This window comes from Crocinitomicaceae bacterium (assembly GCA_016708105.1).
Lineage (GTDB): Bacteria > Bacteroidota > Bacteroidia > Flavobacteriales_D > Crocinitomicaceae > JADJGJ01.
Window position 1 is genome coordinate 1041938 of the sequence record JADJGJ010000001.1, and the last position, 20972, is coordinate 1062909.

Consider the following 20972-nt stretch of genomic DNA (forward strand, 5'->3'; position numbering starts at 1 on the left):
AAGCCAAAAGTACGAAAAGATTGGGTTGATGGAATTACCTTTAGTGTACTGTCATTTAAAGGGTGATTAAAAATCAGGTTGTTTTTTTTAAAGTGTTGTTTCATGGTTACTCCGTGCTTATTCTTTCATCAACAATTTCTCCGGTTTCCATGTCTAAATAAATATTGCCAAATATCGGATTGAAGCCAATCAACATCTCATTTTTTGAACGTAAAATCACCATGTTTTCATGAGTAGATGCCGGCTGGTATCCCTCAAGTAAAGTAAAGTCTTTTGATACGATTTTACGATTTTCAAATGCGTATTTTAAAATAAATCCCTCATCACCATCATGTGAATATTGGCATGTTGACACTACCCAAATAGTGCCATCAGGGTAAGCAAATATTTCGGGTTGTCTTTCCATGGATGAAACCGGTGAGTCAAATTTTATTTTATCGTGTGAGATATTTTTTGCGCTATCATATACTTCAATAAAATAACCATGATTGAATGTGCCGGTATTTTCCGAATGCTCTTTAGATGAGCTGACATGTGAGCTACTAGAACTTGTTTTGTTAGAAAGAGTAACGCAAACAGTGTCTCCATTTATTACAACGTGTTTATATGAGATAACAGATTCATGCGCAAAACCAAAAGTAGCAAACCATATTGCTGGAGTTGCTATGATCAAGAAGACGATAAGCGCGATGTTCATTTTTCGTCCTCGTTTTTTTGCTTCTTTTTCTTTATCTGTCAGTTGTTTTTTCATAATTATATCTTCAAACTGAGTCAAATATAATTTTTGTATTTGATTGATACAGGGTTTTGATTGATAATAAATTAGATTAGAGCAGATAAAGTAACTAATCTTGAAAAAATGAAATTTCATTAAAGCTTTCTCCATCGGGGAGAGAAGTAGTAAAAAAAAATCCCGCCGGCGGCGAGATTTTCTAGTTGATACAATGCTATTTTATTTCTACTTCGTTTCTTTTGTCTGATCATCTTCCATATCAGAATTTTTTGCTGATTCTACATCTGTTCCGTCAGCACCTTTCAAATAAGAAGGTAAATTCAGTCCGGCCATATTGAATAAATCATTCAGAGGCGGTACAGTTTTCATCATGTTAGAAACAAAGTTTGATGTTGAACTTCCTTGTCCGTCATGCGCACCGGAATCCCACACCGTGATTTTGTCAATTTTAATATTTTTAACCGCTTCAACTTGCGTTTTAACCAAGTCAGGTAATTTTTCAATCAACAATAATTGGAATGCTTTAGTAGGATCACCACCGGCAGCTTGTACCACTTGTTTATACCCTTCAGCCTGTTTAGTCAGAATTTCATAGAGACCTTTTGCTTCAGCTTCCATTTTTGCATAAATCGCATCAGCTTGTCCTTTTGCATTTTCACGGATGGTTTCAGCATCGGCTTGTGCTTCAATGATGGTTCTTTGTTTAGCAATTTCAGCAGGAACAACAATGTTTGCAATTTGAGTTGAACGTTCTCTTTCAGAACGGGCAGTCTCTGCTTTTTGTTCTGCAAGATATGCTTCTTCCAATGCTTTCGCCTGTTGTACTTTTTCTGCAGATATTGCAATGCGTAGTGCTTCCGCCTCTTTTTCACGACGTATTGCATCTGAATTAGCAATGTCAATTTTTGCAGAGTTTTCCCCTTTTACCGCAATCGCATTTGCCTCTGCCGTTTTAACACGGGTGTCTCTTTCAGCTTCTGCTTTACCAATGGCTTCATCTTTGTGCGCCGAAGCAATACTTACTTCTCTGTCTTTTTGTGTAATGGCAATTTTAACGTCACGGTCACGGTGAGTTTCTGCAATTTGTGTTTCGCGCTCTCTGTCAGCAACCGCTTTACCGGTTTCACCAATTTTCTCTTGTTCAGCTACAGAAATTTTTGCCTCGTTGATTGCTTTTGCGGCAGCTTCTTTTCCTAATGCCTCAATATAACCTGATTCATCTTTAATGTCGGTAACGTTTACGTTGATCAGTTTCAAACCAATTTTTTTCAATTCGGTGTCAACGTTTTTTGAAATGTTATCTAAAAATTTATCACGGTCTGAGTTGATCTCTTCAATGGTCATGGTAGCAATCACCAAACGCAACTGACCAAATAAAATATCTTTTGACAATTCTTGTATTTGCTCATGATGTAAGCCAAGCAAACGTTCAGCCGCATTGCCCATGCTTTCATGTTCAGTTGAAATGGCGATGGTAAAACGGCATGGTACGTCAACACGTATATTTTGTCTTGAAAGTGCATTTGTTAAATTGGCTTCAATTGAAATTGGTTTCAAATCAAGATATGCGAAATCTTGTATTACCGGCCAGATAAATGCACCACCACCGTGAATACATTTTGCTGATGCGCCTCCGGTTTTTCCGTATACAACCAATATTTTGTCAGACGGACATCGTTTGTAACGTGATATCAACGCGGCAATGACGATGAAGAATACTACAACGCCAATGAGAATGAGATAAAGTGGGTTAAGTTCCATAATTTTTAGTAGAGATTAGATTTTTTCAACAAATAAAAGATTAGTGCCTTCTGTACGCACAATTTTCACCATAGCACCGGTTTCAATTTTATCACCTTCAGTTACTGCATCAAGTTCTTGCATTGAACCGTTAACAGAAACTTGTACTTTGCCTTTGCCACTTTTTTGTGCAGGAATACTCAGGTAAACGCTGCCTGTTTTATTCAAAGCCTGTTCAATTTTAAAGGTATTATCTTCTGCCAGACGTTGAATTTGTTTGATGATGAGAAAAAACATACCAACAAACACCAACCCAATAAATAATGCTAAACCGGTAAGCGCAATTTTATTTGAGATGTACGAGTAGAAACAAATACCTGTCCAGCCAAATCCCATGAGAAAGTTGATGAGATTGCGCAGAGAGAACAATTGAAAAGGTGCTTCAGTGTGAGAGAGATCTGAATTAAAATCTGCATCAACACCGTCGTGCGCATCCATGCCGGCAAAGGTCATGATACTTTGGATCAAAAAAATCAACGTTGCCGGTAAGGCAATATACCAGAAAGTTTGAAGCCATGGCTCCATGTGTGTGAAGAATTCCATGAGATAAAGGTAAAATTATTTTTGAATCACAACAAGACTAAAATGCAAACACTGAGTTAAAACCATACAGTGAACCCGCAGAGTAACCATGTCATGTAATTTGCAGCATGCGTATCGTGCAAATAGAATTGAAAATCTCTGGTTAAAAATTGTCTTGCTTCTAACCTTACCATGGCATTTTTTACGGGGCGATAATTGATGCATAATCCTGCACTTCCTCCATTGAACCCTGTGGTGTCTAGCGCATCAAGCATCACTTGGTCAGGGTCTGAGAAATACTCAACCCGCGCGCTGATGGAAAGAGGATCCATGATGCGATACTGCGCAATTAAATTTGCTTGCCACCAATAATGAGGATCGGTAGTCCCACTGCTGTTTTTTATTTCTTGTCTGCCGGCATAGATGCATGATGTGAAGCTCCATTTTTTTCCTGCATCATAAATCCAGTAGACATCCGTAAAATAACGATTGCGGTATGTTGCGTTGAGCGTTGATCGTTCATCACCGGCGTAAGTATTCCAATTAATCAGGTTGTTTGCATTTGGTCTGAACTCTAATTGTGTCCCAACAGATTTTCCATTATTAAAATCATCAATTTGTTGCCAGCCGTTGAGAAGATATAAATAGAAATTCAGTTTTTCTGATAACGGAAAACTGAATTTTATTCCTGCAAGATAATATGGAACATATTCGGGCGCCAGTGATCGGCTATACATCAAATGATCTTTACTGATTGCACTTTCATTGGTGTAAGGTGAGCCAAGAATTCCGGCGTCCATCCATATATTTTTTTTCTCTGAAAGTCTTAAACCAGCTGAAGCCTCAAGCAAATTTCTCAAAGCCAAGGGTTCAAGCGCATAATTATCACGCATGTAAGTTCCAAAGCCCGGCACAAAGCGCGCTCTCATTTTGTTTGATTGATACCGGATGTCAACGAATGCTAAATTAATATTCAACTGATGGTGATCAGCCATGCTTACAAAGTAAGGTAGTTTTTTACCTGGTGCTTCATTGAGATTGTAACCGTAATACATGTCTAAATAAGCGCCGATTGAGGTATTACCAATTTGTTGTCCGCCGGTGGTGTCAAGAGTTGCCGTGTTAGTGACTTGGGCGTGATTAATATAAGTATGCAGGCAGAGGAAAGTTATAAAAAGTAATCTCAACAAGTGATTATTCATGCTAACAAGGTTTTCAATTTGTAAGGGATAAAATTAGTTTATTTTGAGCAATGGTTTCAAAGCAAATTGATCAACTGGGTGAAGATGGGCAATTTGAATTTAATTTATTCAAAACCTGATGCCAACCACCAGCATATCATCAATTTGTTCAAGATTTCCCTGCCAGCCGGCAATGGTTGTTGCCAACTCTTTTTTTTGCTCGGGCATTGAATATTTGTGGATGCGAAGTAGTAGTTCACGTAATTTTTTTGAAGAGAATTTTTTTGCTTTTTCACCGCCAAATTGATCCGTGTATCCATCTGTGAAAAGATAAAGTACATCATCTTCAGCATAGGTCATCTCAGTTTCGGTAAATATCTTTTCACCTGTGCGCATGCCTCCAATTGAGAATTTTGTGGGTTTAATTTCATTGAGTTCTTTATTCCTGATAAAAATAGCCGGACGCTTCGCTGATGCCAACGTGAGTTTATTGGTTTCTTTGTCAACATGAATCAAGCATAGGTCCATGCCGTCTTGAACTGAAAAATCATAATCTTGGTATTGTTGTTTTAACATGGTATTAATCTGACGATCAATTTCTGCAAGAATTTTACTCGGTTGATGAATTTTATTTTCAACTACTGTCTGGTTTAGCAAACTGGTGCCTATTACGGTCATAAATGCTCCCGGTACTCCGTGTCCGGTGCAATCTGCACAAACAAATATATATTGGTTGCGATTTATTTCATGAAACCAAAAAAAATCACCGCTTACAATATCTTTTGCATTGTAGTAAATAAATGAAAGAGGAATGTTTCGTTGAATTACTTCTTCACGGGGCAACACAGCAAATTGAATTCTGCGCGCATAGTTGATTGAATCAGTAATATCTTTGTTTTTGTTTTCAATTTCTCTGTTTTTATCTTCAATTTTATATTGCTGAAGTTGCATGTAGTAAAATGCGCGACTGAATAAAAGCACAAAAGACAATAGGGTGAGTGTAATGATCAGACAATAAATAAAATCAGCCCCCATCCACCAAAAAAATCCTCCTATCATCACCGCAAAAACACCCATGCCCACCTGACCATAAAGTGGTCTGTTAAACATAAATGAGGAGCCAACTGTAATATTAATCACCGATAACCAAGTGGGCGAGGCCGGTCCTGAAAAATACATATAGAATAAAAATAAAACCCCATTGATTGACATGATGTACACACCTGGTTGAATATTTTTTTTCTCAGAAATTTTGAGGATAGTTGTCGCAACAACGGGAAACGCAATAGCAAATGCTAAAGTTACCGGCCAATTGGCTGATAGGTAAATTGCCAGTGCATTGAATGGTAATACCATTAGCTATTATAGAATAGTCTGATATTAACAAGTAAATTGTCAATATCTTTTCTTGAACTATATTAGACTAATGTATATATGCTATATATTTGAGGTATGGCAAATGCACTCTCTATTACGGTGAAAGAATCGCTTAAGGACTTAAGAAGTCTCTTAAAAAATCTGCAGACCACCACGGTCCGAAAATAAAAATGCTTATTGAGATCAAGCGTTCTGATCGAGCATTAGGCAAGAATGAATTAGCGGAACTGATAGGTGTAAATCACAACAGTATTCAGACATGGCGGACTAAATATCAAAAGGGCGGTATATCCGAATTATTAAAGGATGGTAGAATTGGATTTAAGCCCTCCATAATAAGTAAGTCTGTGCATAAGAAAATTAAATTGAAGCTTTGTTCAGAGGATGCCGCATTTTCAAGCTACAAACAATTACATGCGTGGGTGGAAAATAATTTTATTAAAGGAGTTAATTACAACAGCTTGCGTCATTATGTTAAAAGGCACTTTGGCGCATCGTTAAAAGTACCCCGCAAGAGTCATATTAAAAAGGATAAAGAAGCGGTTGCTACTTTTAAAAAAACTTCAAACGAATCTGTAAAGACAAAGTAAAACCACTATTGGGATGCTATAAAAGCATTAATATTTATTGCCAGGATGAGAGTCGATTTGGACTACTCACAAGAACAGGGCGGGTTCTAACAGCAAAGGGGGTAAAACCCGTTTGTACTTATCAACACAAATTCGAAAACACATACCTATATGGAGCATTCTCACCAATAAATGGAGATAGCTTTTTGTTGGAACTGCCTTATTGTAATACAGATTGCTTTCAATATTTTATTCAAGAATTATCAAAGCAGAATCCAAAAGAACTTAAACTAATCGTGCTTGACAACGGAGCCTTCCATAAGGCAAAGAAACTAATCATACCCGAGAATATCATTTTAATTTTTCTGCCGCCTTATAGTCCAGAACTAAACCCCGCCGAGAAAATTTGGTGGCAACTCAAACAAGAGTTCGTTTGCAAATCCTTTAATACCATCGATCAATTGGGCAAACACTTAGCCAAGGTTGTGAGGAGAATAATTACAACAAAAACAGTAAAGAAAATTTGTTCCTTCAAATATTTATTATGCTCTTTTTAGACTAAATTATATTGGCTAATGGTATAAATCAATGAGCGGAAATATCTGAAAAATATATTTCCATTGCTCTTTTTTTGTTGTTTCATTGAGTTCCATAAACTGACAGACTATCAATCAAATGTAAGAGAATTTTTCAATCAAGTAAACTACGACCTTATTCAAGTATTGCAATTTTTATCATTGATGTGTTTATGGTCATCATCATCAGCTAAGTCAATTATGTGAGGCAAAAAAAAACACCGGACAATGCCGGTGCTTTTTCTTATGTTATTATTCCGTTGATCAGAATTCATTGTAATATGCCATAAACTCTTCATCCTCTTCAAACCATTGTTTTACTTTGTTTAGCGTGTCAATGGCTGTTTGTTTTTGGTTAATTTTTACGGCTGCCTTGGCGTATTCCATAATGCCTAATTTCAGCATACGCAAATCTACTTCTCGCCAACCTTCAATGCTTTTAACTTTTGCCAAGCGTTCGTTTGCAATTTTAATGGTTTCTTTGGCTGAGCTTTTATCTCCGTTCTGAATTTCAGCTGCGGCTTTCAAAAAGTATGAACCTACATCGTTCACATCTATTTTATGCAGTTTAGGAATTAAGCCCATCAGTTTTGGATACTGACCTGATTCAACAATATTCACAATCTCTTCAACAATGGCTTCTTTCAATTCAGTGAAATATTTAATATGCTCATGGTATACCGTGCTGTCTTTATCTTTTTTGATACACATACCACCATATTTGATTGCATCACCATAAGCTTTTGGATATTTGTCAACCCATGCCTGATCTTTTGACATTTCAAAATTTGCTTTTGAAAGAAAAAGATACGGCAATGGATCATTTTTCGTATCATCTTTCAGCGTGTATGATTCTGCTTTTTTCAAAAGTTTCTCATAATCACCATCGGCATAATAGATCAATAGATCATCATAAGTTGGCGGCTGCGCAATCACGGGACTTAACATCCCAATTGCAAACACTAAAAATAAAACTGCCTTTTTCATATTTGTCCTGTTTGATGTAAACGATGTTTTCAGGTTTAGTTACAAGTGATACCTGAATTTAGCTCACATGTTCTGGTAACCATTAAACTCAAAATTGATGCCTAAAGTTACATTTTTTTGAAATTAACCAAAAATTAACCACTTCAATCTTCATAGTACTGAAGCATAATTTCAAGAATTTCAATGGCTGCAGCCGCTATTTTTGTTCCCGGTCCAAAAATTCCCATCACACCTTGTTTGTATAAAAACTCATAGTCTTGCTGCGGAATGACACCACCGGCAATTACCATAATATCTTCACGGTCTTTCATTTTCAATTCTTGCATAACTGCCGGAATGAGCGTTTTATGCCCTGCGGCAAGAGAACTGATACCAAGAATATGCACGTCGTTCTCAATGGCTTGCTGAACGGCTTCATCAGGTGTTTGAAAAAGCGGTCCAATATCTACGTCAAAACCGAGATCAGCGAAGGCAGTTGCAATAACTTTTGCTCCACGGTCATGTCCGTCTTGCCCCATTTTGGCAATCATGATTCGCGGTCGTCTACCGTCAAGAGCGGCAAAGCGGTTTGCCATTTCTCTTGCTTTTTCAAAATCTTCATCATTCATAGATTCTGCTGAATAAACGCCACTAACAGAGCGAATAGTGGCTTGATATCGTCCAAAAACTTTTTCCATGGCAAGAGAAATTTCGCCAAGCGATGCTCTTTTTCTGGCGCAGTCAATTGCCAACTCAAGCAAGTTAGATTTGCCGGCTGCACCTTGTTCTAGATTTTTTAAAGCTAACTGCACCGCATTTTCATCACGGGATGATTTCATTTTATTGAGGCGGTCAATTTGCGCTTGTCTTACTTTTGCGTTATCAATGTCAAGAATGTCAAGCGTGATTTCTTCGTCGGGCTGATACCTGTTTACACCAACAATAATATCTTTACCTGAATCTATGCGTGCTTGTTTTCTTGCAGCCGCCGTTTCAATTCGCATTTTAGGTAGGCCTGATTCAATAGCTTTTGCCATACCACCCATTTCTTCAATTTCACAAATATGAGCCCAGGCTTTTTGACTTATTTCATGGGTGAGTTTTTCTAAGTAATATGAACCTGCCCATGGATCAATAATTTTTGTGATACCTGTTTCTTCTTGCAAATAAATTTGTGTGTTGCGTGCAATGCGTGCTGAAAAATCTGTGGGTAATGCAATGGCTTCATCCAATGCGTTGGTGTGTAATGATTGCGTGCCACCAAGTGCTGCGGCCATTGCTTCAACACACGTTCTGGTGATATTGTTGTAAGGATCTTGCTCTGTTAAACTCCAACCTGATGTTTGACAATGCGTGCGCAGTGCAAGAGATTTATTGTTTTTAGGATTGAACTGTTTGACAATTTTTGCCCAGAGTAATCGAGCCGCGCGCATTTTTGCAATTTCCATAAAGTGATTCATACCAATTCCCCAAAAGAAGGAAAGACGCGGTGCAAAGGTGTCTATATCCATTCCCGCAGCAATGCCGGCACGAATGTATTCCATTCCGTCAGCCAGGGTATATGCCAGTTCAAGATCTGCCGTTGCTCCGGCTTCTTGCATGTGGTATCCAGAAATGGAAATGGAATTAAATTTAGGCATGTTAGCAGAAGTCCATTCAAAAATATCTGCAATAATTCTCATGGATTGCGCCGGAGGATAAATGTATGTATTGCGCACCATGAACTCTTTCAAAATATCATTCTGAATGGTGCCTGCAAGTTGTTCAGGTTTTACACCTTGTTCTTCAGCAGCAATTATATAAAATGCCAATATTGGAATTACGGCTCCATTCATGGTCATAGAAACTGACATTTGATCTAATGGAATCTGATCAAAAAGTATTTTCATGTCTTCAACAGAATCAATGGCAACGCCTGCTTTACCAACGTCTCCAACAACGCGCGGGTGATCAGAATCATACCCTCGGTGCGTGGCAAGATCAAATGCAACGGATAATCCTTTTTGTCCTGCCGCCAAATTGCGACGATAAAATGCGTTTGATTCTTCAGCCGTTGAAAATCCTGCATACTGCCTGATTGTCCATGGCTGAATGGTATACATAGTAGAGTAGGGGCCACCTAAAAATGGTGCAATGCCTGATACAAATTGTTGATGTTCGCACGCATCAATATCTGCTGACTGATAATGATTTTTTAAATCAATTCCTTCAGCGGTATTAAAAATCGTAGCTGATTCAGACGCTCTTGTTTTTGTGCGTTGCACCGGTATGTTCTTAAATTTTATACGGTTCATTTTGTTGCTGCCTGTGGTTGATAATAATGCTCTGCAATGAATGGTTTTATTGGATTAAATTCTTTTCCGGTTGACTCCAATTTATGATTTGCCTGAATCCATTGCTCAGTTTTGTTTGGATATCGGTTAACACCTAAAAAAGATTTTTTTCCTGTTTGAATATCCTCTTGCATTTTACTTCTGGTTTCTTCAATTTGATTTTGAATCATGTTGTTTTCAATGCTCTTCATCCAACCGCCGTTTTCTTCAATCTGCTGAAACAGGTTCCATGCTTTTGTCAAAATCTGATCAGATAATGATTCAAGATAATATGACCCGGCAGCAGGATCTGTAACCTGATTTAAAAAAGATTCTTCAGCCAAAACCAACTGAATATTGGTAGCCATGTGATGGGCAATGTTACTTGATTTTTCATCAAGACCTGCAGGAATTGAAATGGTTAAAACATCACATCCGCCAAGCACCGCTGACATTGCTTGAGTTGTTTGCCTCAGATAATTATTATTTGCGTCATTCAACGCGAGAAAACGTGCAGAAGTAGTTGCATAAACAATTGGCATGATCATCTCATACGTTGCGTCATACGCTTTGAAAAGAAGTTGCATTAGTTGCCTGATAACTCTATACTTTGCTATGTTGACAAAATAGTTTTCAGTGACTGATAATTCTAGAATTAATTTCTTGTTAATCTCTTGCAGCGCAATCTTATTTTCAACATGCAAAAAGTGAACATATTCATTCAAGTGAGACAAAGTAAATGCAAGTTCTTCAATTGTACCAGCGCCTGCATTTCCATAAATTGAGCCATCAACCCAAATTGATTTTGAATCAGGATTTTTTTGATAAAACAATAAAAAATCATGCAGAGAGCAGGTTTGATTTCCCGCTTTTGCATTCAGAGATAACACGTCAAAATTCAAGTTGACAGTGAAAGGCACTGATGAATTCAAGGCACTCTCGGCATTTTCAAAACGAATATCGGCTGTGATGTGATCAAGATGAACATCTTTCAAATCAACTTTCACCTGATTAGAATTTATTGCCGGAATGCTGATGGCGTTTACTCCCTTATTCAAGTCATGCAACATGATGGCGTTCTGCCCCTCTTCATATACTTTTCTGATTTGCCAGTTATTGTTTTGTCGTTGAAAATAATTCAAAACAGATGGTTCAATTAATGCACCCTGATCATGTGTTGGATGATGATAAGCAATGATGTCTAAATCATATTCAGGATTTGACTCCAGCGCGCTGAGTGGTTTATCCTTCAAATCTTTTTTAATTTGATTCACCCAGGTATCATAATCCGGAGCTTGAAACTCAGAAAAGAGCTTGTTCATTGGATTTGGTTTTCTCCAAAGGTAAGGCTAATTCAAGAAATTTAATAGCTTGGCTTGAATGACTCGTGCAGCGTTGTTTAATTTGGGATTATCTCACGCAGAAAATACTACCAGTGAAATAGTAGTCTGCTATTTGTGTAATAATTGGCTAAAAGAGTAGAGGTAATGATAAAAAAAATCAGATAAGACTTTTTTGCAAAGCAATCATTTTCATGCAGGCAATTGCGCATTCAACCCCTTTATTGCCGTGTTTACCGCCAGACCGGTCAATGGCTTGTTGTTTGGTATTATCAGTGAGCACACAAAACGCAACCGGTTTATTGTATTTCAGGTTGACATCTTTAATTCCTTTAGCGGCTGCGTCACAAACAAAATCAAAATGTTTGGTTTCACCTTGAATCACTGAACCAATAGCAATCACCCCGTCAGCAAAAGTATGTTCAAGAATAAATTGCACTCCAAGAGGTAATTCAAAGGTACCGGGAACACGCTTGATGAGAATATTATTTTCTTTTACCTGATTTTTTAATAAGGTTTGAACGGCGCCATCAAGCAAATTATTTGTGATATCAGCATTCCATTCAGAAACAACAATGCCGATCTTGAAATCGGCACCATTTGGAATTTCTTCCGGATTATAATCTGATAGATTTTTTTCTGCAGTTGCCATCAGTTTTGAGCTCTGATGATGTATTTGTCAATATCTGCTGCCTCAGCAGAAGTAGACCAATCATCTTTTATTTTTTGATAAGCAATCACTGCTTTGTCGTTTTGACCAAGTTCTTGATAAACCAATCCTGCTTTTTTATAAAACATCGGGCTGGTGTATTCATTTGGCTCACGCACGGCAGCTTCTTCAAATTTGGCTACTGCTTCTTCATACTGCCCAAGCTCAACGTAACAATCACCAATCAAACCAATGGTTAAAGTACCCAACATGACATCTTCAAACTCACACTCTTCAAAATAGGCAATGGCATTTTCATACTCGCCTTTTTCCATGGCAGTTACGCCCAATGCATAGGTTGAAATTTCACCACCGGGTGTACCTGAATATTCTGAAGAAATTTCTTCAAAGCCCATGAAATTTTCATTTCCGGCAACAGCAACTCCGGCTGAATCACCTTGTTCAAATTCGTAGAATGCATTCCAATACGCATCTTGAGATTCTTCAGCGCGTGGCTCAACCACTAATTTCTTATACCCAAAATATCCAATGATAACCACTACGATACCAATACCGGCATACGCCAGCACCTTTTTGTTTTTCTCAAAAAATGACTCTGTTGAGGTAAGATCCTGAACTTCGTCGTTTGTTTTTTTGTGGTCTTTTTTTGCCATGTCTGCCTGAAATGATGGGTGCAAAATTAATTTTTTTTTATTTAAATTGGTTTAAAATGCAGAATTTTACAGCTTCAAAGCGTAAAAAACTGGAATCTCGACTGAAATATCGTTTGTTAACAGGCTTCTTGCTGCTGCTTTCAGGTGGTTTGTATTATGTTGCCGGATATCATGTCAACCGTTCAGATTTTGAATTTTTATTCGGTTTGTGGCTTGCGCTATTTGCCTTGTACCTGATTATTCAACAAAATAAGGGCGACTTTAAGTTTAATCAACTATTTGCCTTTTCAATTGCATTGCGTCTGATTCTGCTTTTTGCAATACCGGCCCTGTCCAATGATTTTTTCAGATTTATATGGGATGGAGAAATAATGGCAAATGGCATCAATCCGTTTGCGCATAAGCCGGATGAGCTAATTAGTTATGGAGGATTTTTGGATGAACCGCACATGCGTAAATTGTATCATGGCATGGGTGAACTATCTCAACAGCATTATACTTGTTATCCGCCGTTGAGTCAATTTCTATTTGTTATTCCGGCATTAATTTCCAATTCTATTACCACTCAGTTGATCATTTTAAAACTCATACTCATTGCTGCAGATGCAGGTTCAATTTTGGTTGGATCTAAAATTCTCAGAAAATTGAATTTAAATCCCAATTCCATTTGGTTGTTTGCTTTTAACCCTTTAGTTATTTTAGAATTGTCAGGTAATGTGCATTTTGAAGGGGTCATGATTTTTTTTCTTCTCAGCGCAGTATGGCTTCTACTGAATAATCAGTGGATTTTTAGTACTGTGTTCTTTGCTTTTGCAATTCATGTCAAATTGGTACCGCTTATTTTTCTTCCTTTATTGCTTAAAAAAATTGGCTTGCGTAAAACCATCGTGTTTGTCTCTTTGACCGGGTTACTGGTATTAGGGATCAGTGTCATATTGATGAATAATATCTTTTTGTCAAATATGATGCAAAGTGTGAATGAATATTTTGTTCATTTTGAATTCAACGCCAGCGTTTTTTACATTGTACGTGAAATTGGGTTTTATATAAAAGGATACGATATTGTTGCAAGCGCAGGTCCGGCGCTTTCAGTCATCACGCTGCTGACTATTGCGTCAATTGCATTTTTTAGAAAATATGAAAGACCGCATGATGTGATGACAGCTATGTTGTGGGCAATCAGTATTTATTTTGTGATGACAACAACGGTGCATCCTTGGTATATAACAACGGTACTTGCTATTTCGGTTTTTACGCAGTACCGCTTTGCCGTTGTCTGGTCATTCGTGGTGTTTTTAAGTTATCATGCCTATCAGCAAGACATGACAGAAGAGAATGGTGTGTTGGTGATCATTGAATATGTTTGTTTATTTGCTGTAATGATCTACGAATTGGTAAAACATAAACCAAAATTTGGTTTTCAGTTAAATAACCTAATAAAAGGAACAGATGAATAAGTTAACTGCCATTCATATTCCGGTTCAACGCAAAAGGTTGTATGTTGCTGTTAGCATTTATATTCTGTTTGCTGCAGTACTATTTTTCAGTTTGTTTTATTTGGCAGAATTTACTTCGGATACCTTGTCGTTGATTATAAAAATTGTTGCAGGTGTTATAGCCGCTTTTCTTGTTATTGCAGGAGCATCTGCCGGAAAATTATTGCAAGATAAAACTGCCGGTCTCACAATAGATGCCAATGGTATTATGGATAAGTCATCAGCTATTGGTTGTGGATTTATTGCATGGAAAAATATTCGTTCCATTGAGGCAGATTCATCGGTTACTCTTGTGAAAATTCATGTCAAATCAAAGGAGGAAATTTATAAATCAGCTGCAAATAAAGCCATCAGGCAAGTTCTTGAAAAAAATGCCGAACTTTATCAGACACCGGTGGTTATTGAAAAAAAATATCTTGCCTGCACTTTTGATGAACTGATGAATAAATTAAATGAAGGCGTTAAGAAGTACAAAAAATAATTGACAATGCTGAGCGTGGCAAGTTAAAACCAACTAGAAGAGCTATGGAAATAAAAGCAGATATATTGGCTATTGGGGCGCATCCTGATGATGTTGAATTGTCAGCGGCGGGAACGTTGATGCGTGAAATTTCAAAAGGAAAAATTGTCGTGCTTCTTGATTTGACTGAAGGAGAATTAGGCACTCGTGGAACCGTTGCGGATCGTTATGCAGAAGCCGCCGCCGCATCAGCAATTATGGGTATTCATGACCGGGTGAATCTCAAACTCAAAGACGGTTTTTTTCAACATAATGAAGAAACTTTGCGATCTATAATTAGTGTTATCAGACATTACCGACCTGAAGTTGTTTTAGCCAATGCAGTTTCTGATCGTCACCCTGATCACGGACGCGCTGCTGAACTTGTAAGGCAGGCATGTTTTTATTCAGGTTTACCTAAAATTCAAACTTCATACATCGGAGTGAATCAAACCACTTGGAGACCACGTACTGTATATCATTACATTCAAGAAAACTATTTGAAACCGGATATATTAATTGATATTTCTGATTTTGCAGAAAGAAAAATTGAAGCGATTAAAGCGTATGGTTCTCAATTTTATAAACCTGGTTCAACCGAACCACCGACCTTGATATCAAGTGAATTTTATTTTGATTTTCTCAAAGGTAGGTGGGGAGATTATGGCAAATACATTGGTGTGAAATATGCTGAAGGTTTTATGTTGACAAGACCGACTGGAGTTGATTCAATAACTGATTTATTTTAGTGGAAAATTTTTTTGAAGATGATCTGCGCTATGTGTGGCACCCATTCACACAAGCAAAAACGGCATTGCCACCGGTTGCTGTGGTGAAAGCGCATGGAGCATATTTGTATACGCAAGACGGGAAACAACTCATAGATGCAAATTCATCCTGGTGGACAAATATTCATGGCCACGGAAATTCACGAATAGCAAATGCCATTTATTCCCAGTTTAAAGAAATTGATCATGTTATTTTTGCGGGAGTCACTCACCCCATGGCGGTGAAATTAGCAAAGCGATTAGTGCAATTATCAAATCAACATTTTGCGCGCGCTTTTTTTTCTGACAACGGTTCAACCGCTGTAGAGGTGGCTTTAAAAATGTGCTTTCAGTTTTGGTATAATATGGGTAGCCCAAGAAAAAGAGTGCTTGCATTGGAAGGCGCTTATCATGGTGATACTTTTGGCGCCATGAGTGTTGGGCAGAGGGGACATTTTAATAAACCATTTGAGCATTTATTTTTTGAAGTAGATTTTCTCCCGTTCCCTGATGAAAATAATCAGGATGAAATTCTGGTTAAGGCTGACAAACTTTTATCATCGGGAGAATTTGCATGTTTTATTTTTGAACCGTTAATACAAGGTGCGGCCGGCATGCGCATGTATGATGCCGCTTTGTTGAATAAGTTTATAGAGATTGCAAAGGCATATCAGGTGATGACTATTGCAGATGAAGTGATGACCGGTTTTTTCCGCACCGGAACTTTGTTTGCCTGTGATCAATTGCATTATAAACCGGATATCATGTGTTTGTCAAAAGGATTAACCGGAGGCGTATTGCCCTTAGGTGTTACCATGGCAACGTCAACATTGTATGATGCTTTTTTGCATGATGAAACAGCTAAAGCATTGCTGCATGGTCATTCGTTTACGGGCAATGCAATAGCTTGTGCAGCGGCTTGCACGTCACTTGATATTTTGATGGATGCTGAGACGCAAGAGAAAATTTTTCAACTTACAACATGGCAACAACATTTTGCAGATAAACTTAAATCAAGGCAAGTTTTTCATGATGTGCGTGTTTGTGGAACCATTCTGGCTGCTGCACTGCCTTGTGAGCAAACTGATTATTTTGCTGAGATTAGAAATCGCGCCTATCTCTATTTTCTTGAGCATGGTGTTTTACTCAGGCCACTTGGAAACGTATTGTTTGTAAATCCGCCGTATTGTATCAATGAAGTGGATTTAGATAAAATTTATTCGCTTTTTATTTCTTTTGCTCAAGAGATAGCGAGAACAAAATAAACGTTGAAATCCTCAAATTATTTACCAAGAATTCCGGTAGTAATTAATATGGTTCGAGTACTTAGCAGAATAATGAGAACGCCCACTAAAATCATGGCGTAGCGTTTGTTGATTTTGTTGGCGAAAATCGCTCCAAGCGGTGCGGCAAGCATTCCACCAATGATGAGACCAACTACAATTTCTATACTTTGTATACCAACAAAAACAGAGAATACTCCACCTGCGGCAAAGGCAACAAAAAATTCTGTTGCGTTTACTGTTCCAATAGTTTTTGCGGGATGATTTCCTCCCGCCATCAAGGTAGTTGATACAATGGGTCCCCATCCGCCACCGCCTGATGCATCCATGAAACCTCCAAATCCGGCAAGAATTGCAGGGCGTTTAAATTTCCAAATTCTAATTGGTCTGAATGATTTTTGTATCAACACTATGCCCATGATAACAAGATATCCTGAAATATAAGGTTGCATTACTTTGCCATCAAAATTTGACAAAACATAGGCTCCGGCGGCAGCGCCAAGTACTCCGGGAATAGCGATGCGGCGGAATAATTTTTTATCAAAATTGCCCAATTTCCAGTGAAAAAAACCGGATGAAGATGTTGTAAAAACTTCTGCTACGTGCACACTTGCACTGGCAAGTTCAGGACTTACACCGGTGCTCATTAAAAAACTTGAGCATGAAATTCCGTAAGCCATTCCAAGTGATCCGTCAATTATTTGGGCAGAAAAACCTACTGCAATAAACGTGAGGATCGTAGTCCAACCTACTGTTTGGGTAAATTCACCGTACAATACCGGCGCAAAATAACTGAAAAGAATGGTTGCAATAAGTGTCGCAGCTACTACCAGAAGTACAATTCTGATATACCGAATCATAAATTTGCGACCTGATATTACTTCACTTGCCATGTCTTTTTCAGCTATTTTTAAATCATTTTCTTTTTATGAATTTGATTTTTTCAGGCACAAAGATATACACTAATCTATATAATCTATCAAAATAGTAGAATAAAAGTCAATTCAAAGTGTAAATTGTTGTTTTTCAGTTTAATTAAATAGTTGAATTAATCCCCAAATGATAAACCAGATGAGTGCCACAATGAGAGCAAGACCTATGATCACACAAATAACAATGACGATGGCAAGCAAGGCAATGAAATCAAAAATACCTGATAAAATGCCATCTCCGCCGCCAGAAGAATCAATGCACAGTAAAATAATGACCGCAGCACTTAATAATACACCGGCAATAACAAAAGCCCAAAAAGAAATGAGAAATGCAAAAGGCAATGCAATAATTGCAAGAAGGGCAAGAATAACAATCCACCACAATGCAACACTTCCATCAACTGATTTTGGATTGACAGATGGAATTTTTCTTTCATTTAAAATGAGTTTCGGTAATTTAATTGTTTGATTGATTTGATTTTTTTCTTCAAGATTTTGGTGAGTGGGATCCACTTCATGTGATATGGATAGGTCTTTACTTGTTGAATCTTCCAGACGTTCTTGATACTGCAGTTCTGATATTTTTTCTTCAGATAATTTCTCAGCATCAATCGGAAATTGGGCAATATTTACTGAATCATCCGAATTAAATTCATTCTGTTCCGAGTGGTTTCTCAACGCGTAGGCCGATGTTTTGTTTTCAGCTGACGTGCTTTCTTCATAGACCGGCTTCAGTTTTCCTTGCAAGTATTTTTGTTTATAAAACGACCGATAGCCTCCTGTTTGGCAAGCCGTAAGTAATATGTTGCTGACGATTCCCAAGATGAAAATGAATCGTATTAAAATTTTTTTTCTTCTCATTCGTCACTAAGTTATTGAAAAATGAATTGATTCAACAATAGTTTTTAAACAGTTGAAAAATTTGTTAGATGTTTATTAATTAAATCCGATTAATTCCAATGAAAAAGAGAAATCAGAACTACGCCAACCACCGCCGTTTTGTAGCGGGATATCATATTGTTTTGTACACATTTTTAATGTTAATTCTGATAGCCGGGGTAGTGGTATCCATCAAAGCCCCCAAGCCAATGCTAGGAGCATTTATTTTATTGAACGGAGTATCTCTTGTGCTAATTACTTTTTTTGCTCGATATTTTGCTTTGCGTGCTCAAGACAGAGCAATTAGAACAGAAGAGAATTTCAGACATTATATCATGACAGGAAAACCCTTAAGCTCAGGTCTTAGAATGAGTCAAATAATTGCGCTCCGTTTTGCAGGTGATGATGAGTATCTTGCATTAGTTGAACGCGCAGAAAAAGAAAAGCTAAGCGGTAATGAAATTAAAAAAGCAATAAAAAATTGGAAAGGTGATTACTACCGAGTATAACTTATTTTTTTGAGCCAACTTTCAAAATCAAATCAACTAATCGGTTTGAATATCCGGCTTCATTATCATACCAGCTTACCACTTTGATCATTTTTCCAATCGTTGAGGTGAGTTCTGCATCAAATGTTGCAGAGAAAGGTGAACCAATGATATCAACTGAAACAATTGGGTCTTCAGTATAATCAAGTATGCCTTTCAATTCTTGTTGTGAAGCAAGCTTAAATGCCTGATTAATTTGATCTGCAGAAATTTCTCTATCCATGTTAAACGTCATGTCCGTGATAGATCCGTCCGGCACCGGCACTCGCAAACCGCACCCGCCCATTTTTCCCTCAAGTTCAGGAAAAATTTTTGTGATGGCTTTAGCTGCGCCGGTTGTTGTTGGTACAATTGATTCAGCTGCTGCACGTGCCCGACGCAAATCTTTGTGTGGAGCATCATGTAATTTTTGATCCGTGGTATAGGAGTGTACCGTGGTGATGTAACAACTTTCAATGGTTCCTAATTTTTTCATCACTGCCACAAGCGGAGCGGCAGAGTTTGTTGTACAACTGGCGTTAGAAATAATATCTTCAGTTTCATCAAGTATCTGATCATTTACACCCATCACAATGGCTTTAATATCACTTGAATTTGGTGGTGCACTGAGAATAACTTTTTTAGCACCGGCTTGCAAATGCTGTGATGCCGCTTCACGAGTTAGAAATAGGCCTGAGCTTTCAAGTACAAGGTCAACACCAAAGTTTGCCCATGGAATCTCTGTTGGATTTTTACACGATGATACACATACTTTTTTACCCGCTATCATGAGATGATCGCTGCCTGCTGAAATTTCGCCTTTAAATCTGCCATGCACTGAATCGTATTTCAACAAATGCGCCAGTGTTGCAACCGGCGCCAAATCATTGATTGCAACAATTTCAATTTCAGGATTGGCAACTGCCAAACGTGTGAAACATCTTCCAATTCTGCCAAAACCGTTTATTCCTACTTTAATTGCCATGGTGATTTATTTTGTACAAAGTTATTTTAAACAGACGAATTAGCCAGAAGGCTTTGTTTAAAAAAACAAAACGAGTAATAAGAAATTATAAACTTGAAGAAAGGCTATTGATTTAATCTCTCAGGATTTGCATAGCATGTCATGTTTTCACCGCGAGAAAATGCAATCAATGTCATGCCATATTCTTTTGCAAAATCAACAGCCAGACTTGATGGAGCAGAAACTGCAATGATGACCGGAATTTTTGCTCTGAAACATTTTGATACAATCTCATACGAAACGCGTCCGCTGAATGAAAGTATTTTCGCTTTATCAATGGTTTGGTCTGTCAATAATTTGCCAACTACTTTGTCTAAGGCGTTGTGTCTGCCAATGTCTTCAAAAGCCGACAAACAATTTCCTTTTAAATCAAAGGCAGCTGCGCCGTGTGTGCCACCGGTTTCATGATAAATAACCTGCGTTTCAAACATTATTTTTTGCAGATTTTTTAACGTGTCATAGCTAATTCTATCATGAAATTTCACCGCGTTTTCATGTGGTAATAAATCTCCAAGTTCTTGTTTTCCACAAATTCCACATGATGATACAGAAAGCAAACTTCGCTTATTCAGATAGCCTTTGCCTAATTCATTTTTATTGCAGATTACATTTATTCGCTCAATATAACCCTGCTTTGATTTGAAATATTCAAAACTGGCTTGGGTGTTTTTATTGAAAATATCTTCACCGTAAAGTAAACCTCTCACCAATTCATTTTCAGCACCCGGTGTTTGCATCACAACGGTGAATGATTCTCCATTGATATCAATTTGCAGGGCTTGCTCAACAACTAAAGCGTCAGCAACTTTAGTTACTGACGCTTTTGAAAATTTATATCCCTGATACGTTAAATGAGATGCCGCCATG

The 20972-nt window shown here is 37.7% G+C and carries 21 protein-coding genes; 7 read left to right on the top strand and 14 right to left on the bottom strand.

The features are described 5' to 3' along the window. Positions 1 to 106 precede the first annotated feature (106 nt). The 5 genes from IPH66_04460 to IPH66_04480 all read right to left on the bottom strand — a co-directional run bounded on the left by IPH66_04460 (position 107) and on the right by IPH66_04480 (position 5592). Entirely contained in the window at positions 107 to 751 is a 645-nt protein-coding gene (locus tag IPH66_04460; GenBank protein MBK7128605.1) for a hypothetical protein, read from the bottom strand. Between the two features lie 207 nt (positions 752 to 958). Further along, the gene (locus IPH66_04465) at positions 959 to 2494 is read right to left on the bottom strand and encodes a flotillin family protein (GenBank protein ID MBK7128606.1); all 1536 of its coding nucleotides are present in this window, start codon (positions 2492 to 2494) and stop codon (positions 959 to 961) included. Between the two features lie 15 nt (positions 2495 to 2509). Continuing rightward, a complete protein-coding gene (locus tag IPH66_04470) occupies positions 2510 to 3076 on the bottom strand; it encodes an NfeD family protein (protein MBK7128607.1) in 567 nt (188 codons plus the stop codon). 56 nt (positions 3077 to 3132) lie between these two features. After that, entirely contained in the window at positions 3133 to 4257 is a 1125-nt protein-coding gene (locus IPH66_04475; protein MBK7128608.1) for a porin, read from the bottom strand. Positions 4258 to 4365: 108 nt separating this feature from the next. Further along, positions 4366 to 5592: a SpoIIE family protein phosphatase gene (locus IPH66_04480; protein MBK7128609.1), complete on the bottom strand. Its 1227-nt coding sequence runs from the start codon at positions 5590 to 5592 to the stop codon at positions 4366 to 4368. Between the two features lie 191 nt (positions 5593 to 5783). Here IPH66_04480 and IPH66_04485 point away from each other — a divergent pair, with 191 nt between their 5' ends. Continuing rightward, the gene (locus IPH66_04485) at positions 5784 to 6203 is read left to right on the top strand and encodes a winged helix-turn-helix domain-containing protein (GenBank protein ID MBK7128610.1); all 420 of its coding nucleotides are present in this window, start codon (positions 5784 to 5786) and stop codon (positions 6201 to 6203) included. A gap of 8 nt (positions 6204 to 6211) precedes the next feature. Next, the gene (locus IPH66_04490) at positions 6212 to 6739 is read left to right on the top strand and encodes an IS630 family transposase (protein MBK7128611.1); all 528 of its coding nucleotides are present in this window, start codon (positions 6212 to 6214) and stop codon (positions 6737 to 6739) included. A 282-nt stretch (positions 6740 to 7021) separates the two neighbouring features. Here IPH66_04490 and IPH66_04495 read toward each other — a convergent pair whose 3' ends face one another. From IPH66_04495 to IPH66_04515, 5 genes are all read right to left on the bottom strand, one after another. Beyond that, positions 7022 to 7744 (bottom strand): hypothetical protein, encoded by a 723-nt coding sequence (locus IPH66_04495; protein ID MBK7128612.1) that lies wholly within the window; start codon positions 7742 to 7744, stop codon positions 7022 to 7024. 143 nt (positions 7745 to 7887) lie between these two features. Beyond that, positions 7888 to 10017, bottom strand: a complete 2130-nt coding sequence (gene scpA / locus IPH66_04500; protein ID MBK7128613.1) for a methylmalonyl-CoA mutase — start codon at positions 10015 to 10017, stop codon at positions 7888 to 7890. Beyond that, on the bottom strand, positions 10014 to 11357 hold the full coding sequence (locus tag IPH66_04505; GenBank protein ID MBK7128614.1) for a hypothetical protein: 1344 nt from the start codon (positions 11355 to 11357) through the stop codon (positions 10014 to 10016). The genes scpA and IPH66_04505 overlap by 4 nt, the downstream gene beginning before the upstream one ends. 178 nt (positions 11358 to 11535) lie before the next feature. Next, positions 11536 to 12027: a 6,7-dimethyl-8-ribityllumazine synthase gene (locus tag IPH66_04510; GenBank protein MBK7128615.1), complete on the bottom strand. Its 492-nt coding sequence runs from the start codon at positions 12025 to 12027 to the stop codon at positions 11536 to 11538. Beyond that, positions 12027 to 12698: a tetratricopeptide repeat protein gene (locus IPH66_04515; GenBank protein MBK7128616.1), complete on the bottom strand. Its 672-nt coding sequence runs from the start codon at positions 12696 to 12698 to the stop codon at positions 12027 to 12029. Before IPH66_04515 ends, IPH66_04510 begins: the two co-directional genes overlap by 1 nt. A gap of 56 nt (positions 12699 to 12754) precedes the next feature. Between IPH66_04515 and IPH66_04520 the strand changes: the two genes are divergently transcribed. From IPH66_04520 to bioA, 4 genes are read left to right on the top strand one after another with little or no spacing between them, the layout of a single operon-like run. Then, positions 12755 to 14155, top strand: coding sequence for a DUF2029 domain-containing protein (locus tag IPH66_04520; GenBank protein ID MBK7128617.1), 1401 nt, complete (start codon positions 12755 to 12757; stop codon positions 14153 to 14155). Beyond that, complete coding sequence (locus IPH66_04525) at positions 14148 to 14675, top strand: hypothetical protein (GenBank protein MBK7128618.1); 528 nt, start codon at positions 14148 to 14150, stop codon at positions 14673 to 14675. The genes IPH66_04520 and IPH66_04525 overlap by 8 nt, the downstream gene beginning before the upstream one ends. Positions 14676 to 14725: 50 nt before the next feature. Then, positions 14726 to 15442, top strand: coding sequence for a bacillithiol biosynthesis deacetylase BshB1 (bshB1, locus tag IPH66_04530; protein MBK7128619.1), 717 nt, complete (start codon positions 14726 to 14728; stop codon positions 15440 to 15442). Next, positions 15442 to 16725 carry an adenosylmethionine--8-amino-7-oxononanoate transaminase gene (gene bioA, locus IPH66_04535; GenBank protein ID MBK7128620.1) on the top strand — a complete coding sequence of 428 codons (1284 nt, stop codon included), beginning with the start codon at positions 15442 to 15444 and terminating at the stop codon, positions 16723 to 16725. The genes bshB1 and bioA overlap by 1 nt, the downstream gene beginning before the upstream one ends. A 17-nt stretch (positions 16726 to 16742) precedes the next feature. On the opposite strand, the gene IPH66_04540 is transcribed toward bioA, so the two are convergent. Both IPH66_04540 and IPH66_04545 read right to left on the bottom strand, forming a co-directional pair. Beyond that, the gene (locus IPH66_04540) at positions 16743 to 17636 is read right to left on the bottom strand and encodes a sulfite exporter TauE/SafE family protein (GenBank protein ID MBK7128621.1); all 894 of its coding nucleotides are present in this window, start codon (positions 17634 to 17636) and stop codon (positions 16743 to 16745) included. Between the two features lie 138 nt (positions 17637 to 17774). Then, a complete protein-coding gene (locus tag IPH66_04545) occupies positions 17775 to 18536 on the bottom strand; it encodes a hypothetical protein (GenBank protein ID MBK7128622.1) in 762 nt (253 codons plus the stop codon). Positions 18537 to 18634: 98 nt separating this feature from the next. Between IPH66_04545 and IPH66_04550 the strand changes: the two genes are divergently transcribed. Beyond that, positions 18635 to 19063, top strand: coding sequence for a hypothetical protein (locus tag IPH66_04550; GenBank protein ID MBK7128623.1), 429 nt, complete (start codon positions 18635 to 18637; stop codon positions 19061 to 19063). Position 19064: 1 nt separating this feature from the next. On the opposite strand, the gene gap is transcribed toward IPH66_04550, so the two are convergent. Continuing rightward, complete coding sequence (gene gap / locus IPH66_04555; protein MBK7128624.1) at positions 19065 to 20066, bottom strand: type I glyceraldehyde-3-phosphate dehydrogenase; 1002 nt, start codon at positions 20064 to 20066, stop codon at positions 19065 to 19067. 104 nt (positions 20067 to 20170) lie between these two features. Then, positions 20171 to 20971, bottom strand: a complete 801-nt coding sequence (gene fdhD, locus IPH66_04560) for a formate dehydrogenase accessory sulfurtransferase FdhD (protein MBK7128625.1) — start codon at positions 20969 to 20971, stop codon at positions 20171 to 20173. Between the last annotated feature and the right edge of the window lies 1 nt (position 20972).